We start from the raw sequence: 14,391 nt of genomic DNA, 5'->3' as shown, positions 1-14,391 counted from the left end.
CTTAGTTTCACGGCGCAGTGGTTTCGTTCAATGCGCCGGACGGTTCAGCGAGCTGCCAAGGTAGTCCTTGTCGGTCACCAGCACCCAGAGGGCGAGCACCAGGATCAGCGCGGCCACGAGCACCGCGTTGACCATCGCCGTTTCCATCGCGGCGAAACCGACCAGCCAAGGCGATGCGGCAAGCCACACCGCGAGGGCCACTTCGGTCCACTCTTCCCATTGCTTGGGCACGAAGGTCGCGCCCAGTGCCACGGCGCCCAGCACGATGCCGGTCGCCACCATGGTCCACATGGCGGGCGAGATGCCCTGAAAGCCCAAGACCCAGGGCGAGACGATCAGCCAGGCGCCGGCGACGGCGTTGACGGGGTCTTGCCAATGCTTCACTTGCTTCATGGTCATTACCTCCTGTCGCGACAAGGCGCCGCGACAGGGGTTGGACACCCGCCGTCGGGCGCGGTTCCGTCTTGCGGCAGTGCAGCACAGGGGCGCAGCGGTGCGGCCTTCTATCATCGGCCGTCCGGAAATCGCCCCCGATGACCTCGACGTCATCGGTCACAAGAACCCCACCATGCCCCAACTCAAGCGCCGTCATTTCGTCCTCGGCACCTTCGGGGCCGTCGGCGCCCTCGTGGTCGGCTGGTCCGCCACGCCGGCCGCTTCTCGTCTTGTGGGCTCCGAGCCGCTGCCCGCGGGGCCGGGCCAAGTCGCGCTCAATGGTTGGGTCAAGGTGGGCGGCGACAACACCGTCACGCTGATGATGTCGCAGTCGGAGATGGGGCAGGGCACGCACACCGGCCTTGCGATGCTGCTGGCCGAGGAGATGGACGCCTCGCTCGGCCAGGTCCGCATCGAAAGCGCGGGCGCCGACGCCATCTACAACAACCAGGCCGTGATCCTCGATGCGCTGCCTTTCAAGCCCGGCGACGAAGGCAGGGTCAAGCGTGCGACCGAGCACGTGGTCGGCAAGCTGCTGCGTTCGATCCCGGGGCTCTCGGGCACGGGCGGCTCGTCGAGCATCACCGACCAGTGGCTGCCCGTGCGCGAAGCGGGCGCCTCCGCACGCGCGATGCTGATCGGCGCCGCTGCTGCCGCGTGGAGCGTGCCGGCCGGCGAATGCCGCACCGAAGGCGGCCGCGTGCTGCATCCGAATGGCAAGAGCGCGAGCTTCGGTGAACTGGCGCAGGGCGCTTCGCAGCAGCCGCTGGCCAGGAACGTCGCGCTGAAGAAACCGGCCGACTTCAAGCTGATCGGCCAGCCCTCGCGCCGCATCGAGAACAAGGCCAAGCTCGATGGCACAGCGAAGTTCGGCATGGACACGCTGCCGCCCGGCCTGCTGTACGCGAGCATCGCCATGTGCCCGACCATCGGCGGCAGGGTCGCTCGCTTCGATGCCGCTGCCGCGCAGAAGCTGCCCGGCGTGCGCAAGGTGGTGGCGCTGGCGCCGGTGGGCGTGACGCTCATCGGCACCGGCAGCACCTCGGGCGGCGTGGCGGTGATCGCCGACACGCCGTATCACGCGATGCGCGCGCTGAAGGCGGTCGAGATCGAGTGGGACCACGGCCCCGCGGCCAGTCTGTCGAGCCGCGAGATGATCGAGCGCCTCTCGCAGACCTTGCGCACGAGCGAAGGCAATGCGCGGCTCGACGAAGGCGATGCGGCCGCTGCGCTGAAGTCGGCAGCGAAGACGCTCGACGTCGAATACCGCGTGCCCTTCCTCGCGCACGCCACCATGGAGCCGATGAACTGCACGGCGCAGTTCAAGGACGGCGTGGCAACCGTCTGGGCGCCCACGCAGGCGCCGGGCTTCGCGCGCGGCGCGGTGGCTTCGGCGCTGGGCATCGACGCGAAGAAGGTCGATCTGCATGTGACCTTCTTGGGCGGCGGGTTCGGCCGCCGCTATTCCACCGATTTCGTCACGCAGGCCGCGATGCTGGCGCGCGAGACCGACGGTGCGCCGGTGCAGCTGATCTGGTCGCGCGAGGAAGACATGGCGCACGACTACTACCGGCCCGCCTATGTGGCGCGCTGCAAGGCGGGCCTCGATGCGAACGGTGCGCTGGTCGCGTGGCAGACCACCACGGCCGGCTCCAGCCTGGGTGCGCCGTCGTTCATGGACACCTCGACCGACGGCGCCTGGAACACGGCCTACGACTTCCCCAACGCCCGCGTGGCCCACGAACCGGTGGAGTCTGCGGTGACCACCGGCGTGTGGCGCTCGGTGGCGCATTCGCAGAACGGCTTCTTCGTCGAGAGCTTCATCGACGAGTGCGCAGCCGCTGCCGGCAAGGACCCGGTCGCCTTCCGCGCCACGTTGCTCGCGAAAGACCCGCGCCATCTGCACGTGCTGCAACGCGCGGCCGAGTTGTCGGGCTGGGGGAAGCCGCTGGCCGATGCGCCCGACGGCGCGAAGCGTGCGCGCGGCGTTGCCATCCATCGCGCGTTCGGCAGCATCGTCGCGCAGGTGGCCGAAGTGTCGGTCTCGGCGGACAAGCAGATCCGCGTGCACCGCGTGGTCTGCGTCATCGACTGCGGCGTGCCGGTCAATCCCAACCTCATTCGCCAGCAGATGGAGGGCGGCATCGTCTACGGCCTCTCGGCTGCGCTGCACGGCGAGATCACCATCGAAAAGGGCCAGGTGCAGCAGAGCAATTTCCACGACTACATGCCGCTGCGCATGAACGAGTGCCCGGTCATCGAGACCGAGATCGTCGCGGGCAGCGACCGCCCCGGCGGCGTCGGCGAACCGGGCACGCCGCCCATCGCGCCGGCGGTGGCGAACGCGCTGTTCGCGCTGACCGGCCAGCGATTGCGCAGCCTGCCGCTGAAGCTCGCCTGAACGAATAAAAAGGAACGCCCCATGACCACCACGATCAGGATCAACGGCAAGACCTCCACCGTCAACGCCGAGCCCGACACGCCCTTGCTGTGGGTGCTGCGCGGCGAGATGCAGCTCGTCGGCACCAAGTTCGGCTGCGGCAAGGCGTTGTGCGGCGCCTGCACCGTGCACCTGGACGGCGAGGCGGTGCGCTCCTGCGTCACGCCGCTCGAATCGGTGGGTGCACGCGAGGTCACCACCATCGAGGGCCTGCAGGGCAAGGAGGCCGATGCGCTGCGCAGTGCCTGGACCGAGGTCGATGTCGTGCAGTGCGGCTACTGCCAGAGCGGCCAGTTGATGTCGGCCTGCGCGCTGCTCAAGAAGGTGCCGCAGCCCAGCGACGACGAGGTGACGAATGCGATGAGCGGCAACATCTGCCGATGCGGCACCTACCCGCGCATTCGCGCCGCGATCCACATGGCGGCGGGCGGCAAACCGGCCTGACTTCACGCGCGACAGGTGGCACACGGCGATCGACAGCGCCGTGCGCGCCCTTCGCCAGAGAACCGGGCAGCCGCGCTCAGTGTCAGTGTGAGCCGCCGTGGCCGATGGCGGTGACCAGCGTGGTCATCGCGATCTGCGCCGCGTCGCTACGTCCCAGCATGCGGTGCACGCCGGTCTCGCGGTCGGTCGCTTCCAGGCCTTCGGCCAGGCGCCGGTAGATGTCCGACGAAGGCATCGTGGCCGCGGTGCCGAGCGCATCGCAGTACGTGTCGGTGAGCAGGCCGGTGAGTGCTTCGCTCTGTTCGTTCGAGAGCTTCATCGTGTCGCCGCTGAACACGGCCGCGATGCAGTGCATGAGGTAGGCCTGCGTTTCGAGCGAGAAGGCCTGCTGCCGCACGTAGTCTTCGACGGCCGACCAGAAGAGCGGGTCGGAGGTGCGGCGCCAGCTCTCCAGCACCTTGCGCGCCTTGGCCACGAGATCGGCGTGCGCGTCTTCGGGCTCGCTCGGGCGCAGCGCCAGGCCCTGCAGCGTGAGCGAGGCCACCGGGCCGGCCGCGCCGAGGATGAAGCTCCAGAACTTCCAGCGCGCGTACCACTTCTTGTCGTGCGCGGGGTTCAGCGGTTCGAGCAGGCCGAAGTCGATGCGCTGGCAGGCCTCGGCCTGCTGCCCGGCGATGCAGCCGTCGCCCAGGTCGAGCATCTGGACCTCGGCTTCCATCCGGTCGGCGGCGATGTTGCCCTGCGCGACGATGCCCGCGCTCTTGCCCGAGCGGTCGATGTCGACCAGCCGCTGCATCAAGAGCTTCAATTCATGGGCCGAGGCGCCGGTCGCGCCGGCCACGCGGCGCATCGATTCGCACTGCTCCCGCTCGATCGCGAGGGGGTTCTTCAGCCGGTCCCGGCCGTGGTCTTCGGCAGTTGATTCGCGCTCGTCCGCGGCAGTCGACGTTCGCATGGCAAGACTCCTTCGGGGGCACATGAATGTTCAGGTTGCAATATGTATCGGCTCCCACAGGGTGAACATCCCCGAAATTAGGTATTCGGTACTCCCGCGCGCCTCTCACCTGAACCGGAGCTGACCGATGCCCTCGCCATAATTGACGCTCTTTGTTGAAGGAGTACGCGTGGATATTGTTTTGCTGGTCAAGGCCGCCACCATGGGCATCGTCGAAGGGCTGACCGAGTTCCTGCCGATCTCGTCGACAGGCCATCTGATTCTTGCGGGCTCGTTGCTCGGCGGCTTCGGCGACAACCGGGGCAAGGTGTTCGAGATCGCCATCCAGACCGGCGCGATCTTCGCGGTGATCCTGGTCTACTGGCAGAAGATCAAGTCGACCGTCGTGGCATTGCCGCGGCAACCCAAGGCGCGGCGCCTCGCGCTCAACATCTTCATCGGCTTCCTGCCCGCGGTGGTGCTGGGCCTCCTGTTCGGCAAGGTGATCAAGGCCAACCTGTTCATCCCGACCGTGGTGGCCAGCACCTTCATCATCGGCGGCTTCATCATCCTGTGGGCCGAGAAGCGGCCGCCCGGTTCGGTGCGCGTCGAACATGTCGACGACCTCACGGCGTGGGATGCGCTCAAGGTCGGCCTCGTGCAGTGCTTCGCGATGATCCCGGGCACGAGCCGCAGCGGCTCGACCATCATCGGCGGCATGCTGCTGGGCCTCTCGCGCCAGGCGGCGACGGACTTCTCTTTCTTCCTCGCGATCCCGACGTTGATCGGCGCCGGCGTGTACAGCGTCTACAAGGAGCGCGCGCTGCTGTCGATGGCCGACGTGCCGCTCTTCGCGGTGGGCCTCGTGTTCTCGTTCATCAGCGCGTGGCTGTGCGTGCGCTGGCTGCTGAAGTTCATCAGCACCCACAACTTCATTCCGTTCGCCTGGTATCGCATCGCCTTCGGCATCGTGGTGCTGGTGACGGCGTGGACCGGCACGGTAGTCTGGGCGGAGTAATCCGCAAGTCGCTCAGGCTGCGGGCGCCAGGGGCATCCGCAGTGCCAGTTGCGTTTCGCCGGGCCGCGACTGCAACTGAAGCTCGGCCCCGAGGCGGCGCGCCCGGGTGCGCAGGCTGCGCAAGCCGGAACCGGCCGCCTTGTCGGCCCCATCGACCACGAAGCCACGTCCGTTGTCGCGCACGCTGAGCTGCAGTTCGGCGCCGTCGCGCATCACCGCCACGTCCACGCGACGGCTCGCGCTGTGCTTGAGCACGTTGGTCAGCGCCTCCTGCAGAAAGCGCAGCAGGTCCAGGCTCTGCGAGGGCGGCAGTTCGAGCGTTTCGAGATTCGACACCTGCCAGCGGCAGTCGATGCCGTTCGCATCGAGCAGCTGCGAGGTGCGGTGCCGCAGCGGCGCGAGCAGTTCGCCGAACGCGCGCGCACTGTCGTGGCGGCCGGTGGCTTCGATGATCAGCCGCAGGTCGTCGCGCAGGCTCTTGAGCATCGCGAGCAGTTCGGGCGCCGACAGGTTCTCTGGCGTGCGCTCCAGCGTCGCGATGCTGCCCACCAGCATGCCGCCGAGGCCATCGTGCAGGTCGCTCGCGAGGTTGACGCGCTCGCCGATGCGCGCATGCGCGAGCTCCAGCGCATGCTGCTGCGCGAGCGTGGCGGCGAGTTCGGCCTTGGCGGCGTTCACTTCCTCGATCAGCTCGGTGTTGAAGTTCTCGATGCGCTCGAGGCTCTTGACGAAGCGGCCGGCCTGGATCAGCGCCATGCCCAGCAGCAGCGCATAGGACGACATCGTCGTGTAGTAGATGTTGCTGTCGATCACCTGCGTGAACACCAGCAGATCGTGCGTGCCGGTCACGGCGGACATCGCCATGAACGGCGCGAGCGCGAGTACGGGGCCCTGGCGCAAGCGCAGGGCGTGGACCAGCGCCGAGCAGCACACGGCAATCGTCATCAGCCCGCCCACCAGCCCCCACACAGCCCGGTGCAGGGGCAGCGACGGCATGCCCGCGGTCCAGAGATCGAGCCAGCCCACGCTCACCAGCAGCAGCGCCGCGATTTCCAGGCGCGGCATGCGCCGCTCGCAAAAGCGCAGCGTGAAGACCAGAAAGGCCACGCTGAACGCGAGGAACGCCGAGGTGTTGAACGCCTGCCAGCTGTGGTTGTTCGTGAAGGGCCAGGGCGTCGTGGCGACGTGGTTGTAGCCGTACGCGAGCCACAGCACCGACATCAGCGCGAACCAGCCGTAGGCCGTCTCGCTGCGGCGCAACACCCACAGGGCCGCGAAGAAGGCCGAGACCACGGCGCTCAGCGCGAGGCCCAACATCGGGAGGTCGTGGCGAAAAAGGCGCTCGCGTTCGTACAGCGCCTGCATCGCGGCAGGCGCGCCCAGTCGCACCGGCCCCAGCCCCGGCTGGTAGGGCGAGAGGCCCGAAACGCGCACCAGCAGCGTGTTGGCGGCGCCGGGCCGCAGCAGCGGCGCTGCCAGCAGCCAGTAGCGCGGCGTGTTCCACGAGCGCGTGAGCGGCTCGACGAGGTTCGGGTCGCGAAGGATCGGCGTGCCGTTGAGGAACACCGCGCCGGCCATGTTGAAGTAGTTCAGCAGCAGCCCGATTTCGTTCGCCTCCGCGGGCTGCGTCCAGGTGAGCCGGTACCAGACCACGCCATCGAAACCGGGCCAGCGATCGGGCCAGCTGTCGGGCAGCGCGACGGGCGTCCAGCCGTCGGTGGGCGGCGTGGTGTCGTCCCAGCCGGTGCCGCGCACGGCTTCAGCATGGAGCTCGGGAGCAGGGGGCTGCTGCCCCTGCGCAGTCGCCATCGACAGGGGCGCCGCGAAGAGCACGAAAACGAGCATGCCCAGCGACACGGCAAGCCATGCCCATGCCTTTGCCAATCGGCTTCTGAGCGCGGGTCGAAGGCCGAGCGGCGCTCGATGTTGGGGGGAGGGCATTCCGTCTACCAGTTCTCGGGGATGGCCCCGTTGATAACAGAAAGACACACTTCGTCGCGTTTTCGTCTGTCCGTTTTTCGAGAAAGAACACATTCCATGTCCACCCAGATTCACCCCGCCGCCGCCCACGAGGCCTTTCGCAAGACGCCGACAGGAACACGGCGGTTCAGGCGGGCGCTTCGGCATCTGCCTGCGATGGCGTTGTTGATGGCAGCCGGCGCCCATGCGGCGGGCTTCGCCGGAGGCACGGCCGGCGGAAGCGGCCCGGCGGATACCGGTGGATCGGGAGGCGTCGGAGGCGCCGCGGCCGTCGTCTCGGGGGACGGCGCCACATCGCTGGGCGGAGGTGGCACCGGCGGCTATGGCAGCGCCGGCGGAACCGGCGGCGTGGGTGGCGGTGGCGCAAGTGCAGCTGCAGGGAGCTCGACAGCCATTGGCGGTGGTGGTGCCGGCGGAGCAGGCATTTCAACCGGCACCGGCGCGGCGGGAGGGAGCGGCGCTCAGGCCTCGACTTCGGGCGCCATTGCGGTCGGCGCGGGCGGCACGGGCGGCCAAGGCCGTGCAGGCGGCACGGGCGCGGCGGGAGGACGTGGTGCGCAGGCCTCGGCCTCCGGCGCGATCGCGTTCGGTTCGGGCGGAGCCGGGGCAGTTGTCTGCTGCGGTGGCACTGGCGGCCAGGCCGGCGGCAGCGGTGCGCAGGCCACGGGCGAGGCCGCAGTGGCCATCGGAAGCGCGTCGGGCACCAGCCAGGGTGCCGTGGCGTCCGGCAATGCCAGCACGGCGATCGGCGGCGCGAGCAACGGCGCTTCGGGCGCGGCGGCGCTGGCAACCGGCAGCGTGGCCATCGGGTCGGGCAGCCAGGTCGCAAGCGGCGCGAACGGAAGCGTGGCCATTGGCGCGAACGCCGTCGCCACCGCGGCCAATACCGTTTCGTTCGGCTCGGCCGGCCAGACGCGCGGTCTGGTCAATGTCAGCGCCGGCGCGGTGAACGCCACGAGCACCGATGCCGTCAATGGCGGCCAGCTGCACACGGTGCAGCAGAGCGCCACCGCGGCACAGAACACAGCCAATGCGGCGCTCGGCGCGGCACAGAATTCGGCGCAGTACGGCGCGGGCGGCACTTCGCTGCAGCTCAATGCCAACGGCGGCGCCGGTACCGTCATCAGCAACGTCGGTGCGGGGCAGGTCGCCACGGATGCCGCCAACGTCGGCCAGCTGAACACGGTGAAGCAGACCGCCGACACCGCACTCGGCGCGGCACAGAACTCGGCGCAGTACGGTGCGGGCGGCACCTCGCTGCAGCTCAACGCCAACGGCGGCGCCGGTACCACCATCAGCAACGTCGGCGCGGGGCAGGCGGCTACCGATGCCGCCAATGTCGGACAGGTGCAGCAGGCGCAGCAGGGGGCGGTCACCACGGCGAACAACTTCACCGTGCAACAGGTCACCGCATTGCAGGCCCTGATGAACCAGGCCTTGAGCAGCGGCGTCTGCGCGGTGGGTGCGGGCGGTGCCGTGGCCTGCGGTCCTGGCGCCAGTGCGGGTGGCGCCGGCAGCACCTCGATGGGCACCAACGCGCAAGCCAACGGCGAGAACACCGTCGCGATCGGCAACGGCGCGAAGGCCGATCACGCGGGCTCGGTCGCCATCGGCGCGGGTGCCCGGGCGCTGGCCGACCCGACCACCGCCGTGGGCAACAACGCCGTGGCGGCCGGCAACAACGCGGTCGCGCTGGGTGCCAACACACTTGCCACGGGCAGCAATTCGGTGGCGCTGGGCCAGGGCTCGGTGGCCGACCGCGACAACACGGTGTCGGTGGGCAATGCGGCAACCAACCAGTTGCGCGGCATTGCGAATGTCGCACCCGGCGTGCTGGGAACCGACGCCGTCAACGTCAATCAGCTGCAACAGGTGGTCGGCAACGCGACCAGCCAGGCGAATGCCTTCGCGGCTCGGGGCGTCGCCGCTGCGCTGGCCATGCCGTCGATGCCGACGCTGGCGGTGGGCAAGAAATGGATGGGCGCCGCCGTGGGCAACTACGCCGGTGCATCGGCCATCGGCTTCGCTTTCGGCTACCAGCTCAACGACAACCTGAACCTGGGGCTGGGCGTTTCCACGGCGACCAGCAGCGGCAGCGGCAACCGGATTGCGGCGCGCGTGCAGGCGGGCTACGCCTGGTGAGGTGATGAGGCAGACCGGGTAGACCGGTCTGCAGGCCGGTCAGCGCAGCAAGCCGTGCCTGCGCCCCTGAAAGACCGCCTCGGTACGCGAGGTGACGGCGAGCTTGCGGTAGATGTTCTTGGTGTGGCATTCCACCGTGAGGCGCGAGATCGACAGCGATTCGGCCATGTCGCGGTTGCTCAGCCCCTGCGACACGAGTTCAAGGATCTTTCGCTCGCGCGGCGTCAGCGCCACGGGCAGCGGGGACGGCGCATCGCTGGCCAGCACCGCGGACAGCGAAGTCTGCTGCGCCGCGATCCAGCCGAGGATGCGGCGCGCGATGGACGGATCGATGGGCGCGCCGCCCTGCTCGATGCTGCGCAGCGCGATGCTCAGTTCCAGGTCGTCGCGTTCCTTCAGCAGGTAGCCGATGGCGCCGGCCCGCAGCGCCGCGAAGATGACCTCTTCGGTCCGCCAGGCCGAGACCACCACCGCGGGCACCCTCGGGCGATGCGCCTGCATCCAGCCGATCAGCTCGACGCCGCTGCCGTCCGGCAGGCCAATGTCGACCAGCGCAACCCCGAAATCGCGGTCCTCGAGCAGTTCCTTGGCCGCCGTCACGCTGTCGGCCCAGGCGATCTGCGGCTCGTCGCAACCCAGGGTCGACAGCACGTAGGCGAGCCGCTCGCGCATGGCCGGATCGTCTTCGACCACCAGCGCGGGGCTCAGGGAAACGACTTCGACGTCTTCCAGGTGCGAATTGGACATGTGGGCGGGATTCTGACGGTGCCTGACTTGGGTAGGACGTTTTTACTTATATGGGATTGTTGCAGAGTATTGCCATATGTATCCTGTAGTCACCCAATTGAAAACAGGGGGAAACCTTCGAGGGGGCAGGAACTATCGCTCTATTTGGAATGTTTAGCCAGAAAGCGTGCGGCAGAGGCCATCGGCGCGGTGCTCATGGACCACCCGCACGGCCGGAGCTTCCAGAGCGTCAGTCCAGCGTGACACCGCCGCTGAGGTTAACCATTGCCCCCGTCATGGCGCCTGCGTGCCCGGACGCCACGAATACCGCCGTATTCGCCAACTGGTCCAGCGACGGCAGCCTTTTCACCAGCAGCCCGGCCGGTTTGGCCGCGAGCATCTGCTCGACCGTCATTCCCATGCGCTCGGCCGCAGGCCGAAAGACCTCGTGGCTGTGCGACCCCGCGGCGGCAGCCTCGGGAATCGCGTGCGAGCGGATGCAGACGCTGCGGATGTTGAAGGCCGCCAGTTCGCCCGCCATGTGCCGCGTCAGCGCCTCGACCCCCGCGCAGGCCACCGCATGGCCTAGGTAGCCCGGCCCCGGCAGGCGCGAAGCCGGTGTGGAGACCGAGACGATCACGCCGCCGCCGCGCCGGGCCATGTGCGGCGCGACGGCCTTTGCGGTGAGGAAGTTGCTGCGCGTGTAGGCGTGCACGGGGAGGAAGTAGTCCTCCAGCGAGAGTTCCGACAGCGGCCGGTCCTGCACGTGCAGCACGCCGACGGCGTTGAAGGCGATGTCGATGCCGCCTGCCCGCTCGGCGACGCCGTCGGCATGGCGCAGCATGGCTTCTTCGTCGAGCGCATCGACCACCGCCACTTTTGCCAGGCCGCCGGCCGCGGCGATGTCCCGTGCAACGGCTTCGAGCTTGGCGCGCGTGCGGCCTGCAAGAAACACCCTCGCACCCGCGGCCGCAAAGGCCCGGGCCACCGCGCCACCGATGGCGCCGCCGCCACCGTGAATGACCGCGCACTGGTCCTGCAATGAAATCGACGACATGAACTTCTCCTTGGTGTGCGCCCAGCGACATGCGGGCGTTCGAACCAAGGACGGCGGGCCGCGGCCCGATCCGACAGTGCTGGCGAAATTTCTTCCGGTCAGACCTGCGGAATGCGCGCGGGGATCACGCCCGGGTCGTACCAGGTGACCGGCCGGATCTCGAACACCCCGGTCTCGAAGTCCAGCCGGCGGGCGGCGTCGCGGGCCTGCTCGAGGGTGTCGCAATCGACGATGTAGATGCCCATCAACTGCTCCTTGGTTTCGGCGAACGGACCGTCGGTGACCAGCGGATGCGCCGCGCCTGCGTGGCGCACCGTGGTGGCGGTGTCGGGCATCAGGCGCAGCACCGCGCCCAGGCGCCCCTGGGACTGCAGGTCGTCGCGCAGGTCGGTGTGCCGCTCGAGCATGTCGTCTTCCGCGCCCGGCGCCCAGGCGCCCACGGCGGATTCGGAACCGTAGATCAGGATGGAATAAAGCATCGGTCTTCCTTGGTTGGCTAGTGCGTTGCGGTGTTGTGGGCGAGACGGTCGAGCTGGCTGCGGATGTGCGCAGCTTCGGCGGCAGTGCGGGCGAGGGCGATGGCATCGGCAAACGCGGCGCGCGCTTCTTCCGCCCGGCCCAGCTGCATCAGCAGCCCGCCCTTGAGGCCATGGAAATGAAAGTAGGCCGCGAGCGGCCCGGCCAGCGGCCCGATCATCGCGAGCGCCGCCTCGGGCCCGCGCAGCTTGGCGACGGCCACCGCGCGGTTCAGCGTGACCACCGGCGTCGGCTGCAGCACCTCGAGCACGGCGTAGAGCCGGTCGATCTCGGCCCAGTCGGTGTCGGCCGCGCGTGCCGCCTGTGCGTGCATGGCGGCGATGGCGGCCTGCAGCTGGTACGGGCCGGGTTGCCCGCGCCGCAGCGCGTTGTCGACCAGCGCGAGGCCTTCGCCGATCTGTGCGCGGTTCCAGCGGCCGCGGTCCTGGTCTTCGAGCAGCACCACCAGCCCTTCTTCATCGAGCCGTGCCGCGGCGCGGGCATGCTGCAGCTGGAGCAGGGCGGCCAGGCCCATCAACTCGGGATCGTCAGGGAACAGCTCGCGCAGCAGGCGCGCCAGGCGTATCGCCTCGTCGCACAGCGCCGCGCGCACGTGCTCTGTGCCGCCGCTGGCCGAATAGCCTTCGTTGAAGAGCAGGTAGACGGTGGTGCTCACCGCGGCCAGCCGCTCGCCGCGCTCCCGCGCGCCGGGCGCATCGAAGGGAATGCCGGCCGAGGCGACCCGCTTCTTGGCGCGCGTGATGCGCTGCTCCATCGCGCTTTCGCCGATCAGGAACGCGCGTGCGATCTCCCGCACCGACAGCCCCGAGACGATGCGCAGCGCCAGCGCGATCTGCTGCGTCAGCGGCAGCTCGGGGTGGCAACAGACGAACAGGAGGCGCAGCACGTCGTCGCGGTAGTGCGCGTGGTCGAGCTGCTCGACGAGCCGGGCCTCGGCGTCGTCGAGGTCGGAGATCGCGGCCTCGTCATCGGGCAGCGCGTCGTGCAGGTTGCGGCGCCGCACCTCGTCGAGCGCGGCGTTGCGGCCCACGAAGATCAGCCACGCCAGCGCATCGCGCGGCGGGCCGCTGCCGGGCCAGTGCTGCAGGGCGCGCAGGCTCGCCTCCTGGAAGGCTTCCTCGGCCATGTCGAGATCGCGAAAGTACCGCAGCAGCGCCGCCACCGCGCGCGGTCGCGAGGCGGTCAGCGTGATGGCGATCCAGGACATGTCGGTCATGCGGGCGGGTTCAGTCTGGCGTTGCTCCCCCAAGGACGGGCGAGTATGCGTCGGGCCGACAACGGGGCGCAAAAAATCATGTGGACAATGCCCCGCATGCCCGACCTCCACGAACTGACCCGGCAATTCGCGCGGCCCGGCCGCCTCGACGCCATCCTGCTGCGGCCGGCGCGCCGGGCGCCGGTGCTGTCCGTGGACGAGGCCATGGCGGTGGAAGGGCGCGGGCTGGAAGGCGACCGCATCGCCGCCGCGCGCCCCGGCGGCAAGCGGCAGGTCTCGCTGATCCAGCAGGAGCACCTGCCGGTGATCGCCGCGCTCACCGGCCATGCGCGCGTCGATGCCGAAGGGCTGCGGCGCAACCTGGTCGTCTCGGGCCTGAACCTGCTGGCGGCGCGCTCGCTCTTTCGCGACCAGCCGCTGGTGCTGGCCATCGGCGCCGAGGTGCTGCTCGAAATCAGCGGCCCCTGCGAGCCCTGTTCTCGGATGGAAGAGCTGCTCGGCCCCGGCGGCTACAACGCCATGCGCGGCCACGGCGGCGTGACGGCGCGGGTCTTGCGCGGCGGCGTCCTGCGCATCGGCGACGGCATCGAATGCCGTCCCGCTTCCGCCTGAGGCCTGACGCTTGAGGCCTTACAGCAGGTTGCGCAGCGCCGCCTCGACGGCAGCCGCGGTGGCCAGCGGCTTTTCCATCGGGAAAAGATGCGTGCCGTCGAGCATCGTGATGCGGCCCTTGGTCACCTGCTCGGTCATCGCCATGCCCACCCGCTTCATCTCGGCCGACTGCCGCCCACCGATGAACGCCGCCTTGCACTTGAGCGGGTGCTTGCGCAGCAGCGCGCCCAGGTTGTGGGGCAGGGTGTTGTAGATCGCGGTTTCCACGTCGCGGTCGAAGCTCAGCTCGCGGCTGTCTTCCCCCGCAGCGATCCCGTCAAAGGTGCCGTGGTCGATGTAGTCGTGCAGCATCTGCTCGTCCCACTTCGCAAACGCCTTCTTGCTGCGGAAATGCTCGAACACCGCCTCGCGGTGCGCCCAGCTGTTCTTGCGCTTTTGGCTGATGGCGCCGGGCGAAATGCTCTTCATGAGCGGCGTGCGCTTGACCACGTTGAGCGTGTTGGCGCGCCAGCCGCCGAGGATCGGCGAATCGATCAGCACCACGCCGCGCGCGAGCGCCGGGTGCAGCGCCGCGCACATCAGGCTCAAGAATCCGCCGAGCGAATGGCCGACCAGGAACACCGGCCCGCCCGCGCGATCTGCGCGCACCTTGGCGAAATCGGCCAGCTGCTGCACCAGGTGCGGCCAGTTGTCGGTGACGGGGTACTTCGGGTCGTGCCCGAATTTCTCGATGGCATCGACCTCGAAGCCGCGATTGCGCAGGCTGTCGAGAACGACGCGGTAGGTGCTCGCCGGAAAGCTGTTGCCGTGCGAGAAGACGACGGGCGGCATGGCCATGGCCGATGCCGGG

Annotated in this window: 13 protein-coding genes; 5 read left to right on the top strand and 8 right to left on the bottom strand. The window is 69.0% G+C overall.

What is annotated here, in order from left to right:
- Window positions 1–27: 27 nt before the first annotated feature.
- Entirely contained in the window at window positions 28–393 is a 366-nt protein-coding gene (locus tag VARPA_RS20695) for an SPW repeat protein (RefSeq protein WP_013542530.1), read from the bottom strand.
- Between the two features lie 175 nt (window positions 394–568).
- Between VARPA_RS20695 and VARPA_RS20690 the strand changes: the two genes are divergently transcribed.
- Window positions 569–2,836, top strand: coding sequence for a xanthine dehydrogenase family protein molybdopterin-binding subunit (locus VARPA_RS20690; RefSeq protein ID WP_041942975.1), 2,268 nt, complete (start codon window positions 569–571; stop codon window positions 2,834–2,836).
- Window positions 2,837–2,857: 21 nt separating this feature from the next.
- Window positions 2,858–3,319: a (2Fe-2S)-binding protein gene (locus VARPA_RS20685; protein ID WP_013542528.1), complete on the top strand. Its 462-nt coding sequence runs from the start codon at window positions 2,858–2,860 to the stop codon at window positions 3,317–3,319.
- 82 nt (window positions 3,320–3,401) lie between these two features.
- Here VARPA_RS20685 and VARPA_RS20680 read toward each other — a convergent pair whose 3' ends face one another.
- Window positions 3,402–4,274: a hypothetical protein gene (locus tag VARPA_RS20680; RefSeq protein ID WP_013542527.1), complete on the bottom strand. Its 873-nt coding sequence runs from the start codon at window positions 4,272–4,274 to the stop codon at window positions 3,402–3,404.
- 169 nt (window positions 4,275–4,443) lie between these two features.
- Here VARPA_RS20680 and VARPA_RS20675 point away from each other — a divergent pair, with 169 nt between their 5' ends.
- The gene (locus VARPA_RS20675; protein WP_013542526.1) at window positions 4,444–5,271 is read left to right on the top strand and encodes an undecaprenyl-diphosphate phosphatase; all 828 of its coding nucleotides are present in this window, start codon (window positions 4,444–4,446) and stop codon (window positions 5,269–5,271) included.
- Between the two features lie 12 nt (window positions 5,272–5,283).
- Here VARPA_RS20675 and VARPA_RS20670 read toward each other — a convergent pair whose 3' ends face one another.
- Window positions 5,284–7,155 carry an ATP-binding protein gene (locus VARPA_RS20670; protein ID WP_234974801.1) on the bottom strand — a complete coding sequence of 624 codons (1,872 nt, stop codon included), beginning with the start codon at window positions 7,153–7,155 and terminating at the stop codon, window positions 5,284–5,286.
- A 153-nt stretch (window positions 7,156–7,308) separates the two neighbouring features.
- On the opposite strand from VARPA_RS20670, the gene VARPA_RS20660 reads away from it, so the two are divergent.
- Window positions 7,309–9,393, top strand: a complete 2,085-nt coding sequence (locus VARPA_RS20660; protein WP_234974799.1) for a YadA family autotransporter adhesin — start codon at window positions 7,309–7,311, stop codon at window positions 9,391–9,393.
- 39 nt (window positions 9,394–9,432) lie between these two features.
- Here VARPA_RS20660 and VARPA_RS20655 read toward each other — a convergent pair whose 3' ends face one another.
- From VARPA_RS20655 to VARPA_RS20640, 4 genes are all read right to left on the bottom strand, one after another.
- Window positions 9,433–10,140 carry a response regulator transcription factor gene (locus tag VARPA_RS20655; RefSeq protein ID WP_013542523.1) on the bottom strand — a complete coding sequence of 236 codons (708 nt, stop codon included), beginning with the start codon at window positions 10,138–10,140 and terminating at the stop codon, window positions 9,433–9,435.
- 229 nt (window positions 10,141–10,369) lie between these two features.
- Complete coding sequence (locus VARPA_RS20650) at window positions 10,370–11,176, bottom strand: SDR family NAD(P)-dependent oxidoreductase (protein ID WP_013542522.1); 807 nt, start codon at window positions 11,174–11,176, stop codon at window positions 10,370–10,372.
- A gap of 98 nt (window positions 11,177–11,274) precedes the next feature.
- Entirely contained in the window at window positions 11,275–11,655 is a 381-nt protein-coding gene (locus VARPA_RS20645; RefSeq protein WP_013542521.1) for a YciI family protein, read from the bottom strand.
- Window positions 11,656–11,672: 17 nt separating this feature from the next.
- Window positions 11,673–12,929: an RNA polymerase sigma factor gene (locus tag VARPA_RS20640; RefSeq protein ID WP_013542520.1), complete on the bottom strand. Its 1,257-nt coding sequence runs from the start codon at window positions 12,927–12,929 to the stop codon at window positions 11,673–11,675.
- A gap of 96 nt (window positions 12,930–13,025) precedes the next feature.
- On the opposite strand from VARPA_RS20640, the gene VARPA_RS20635 reads away from it, so the two are divergent.
- Window positions 13,026–13,541 carry an MOSC domain-containing protein gene (locus VARPA_RS20635; protein ID WP_041943893.1) on the top strand — a complete coding sequence of 172 codons (516 nt, stop codon included), beginning with the start codon at window positions 13,026–13,028 and terminating at the stop codon, window positions 13,539–13,541.
- Between the two features lie 18 nt (window positions 13,542–13,559).
- On the opposite strand, the gene VARPA_RS20630 is transcribed toward VARPA_RS20635, so the two are convergent.
- Window positions 13,560–14,378, bottom strand: a complete 819-nt coding sequence (locus VARPA_RS20630) for an alpha/beta fold hydrolase (RefSeq protein WP_013542518.1) — start codon at window positions 14,376–14,378, stop codon at window positions 13,560–13,562.
- Window positions 14,379–14,391 lie beyond the last annotated feature (13 nt).

This window comes from Variovorax paradoxus EPS, assembly GCF_000184745.1.
GTDB lineage: Bacteria > Pseudomonadota > Gammaproteobacteria > Burkholderiales > Burkholderiaceae_C > Variovorax > Variovorax paradoxus_C.
Note: the sequence above shows the minus strand (reverse complement) of the source record. Positions and strands in the feature narration are given on the sequence as shown.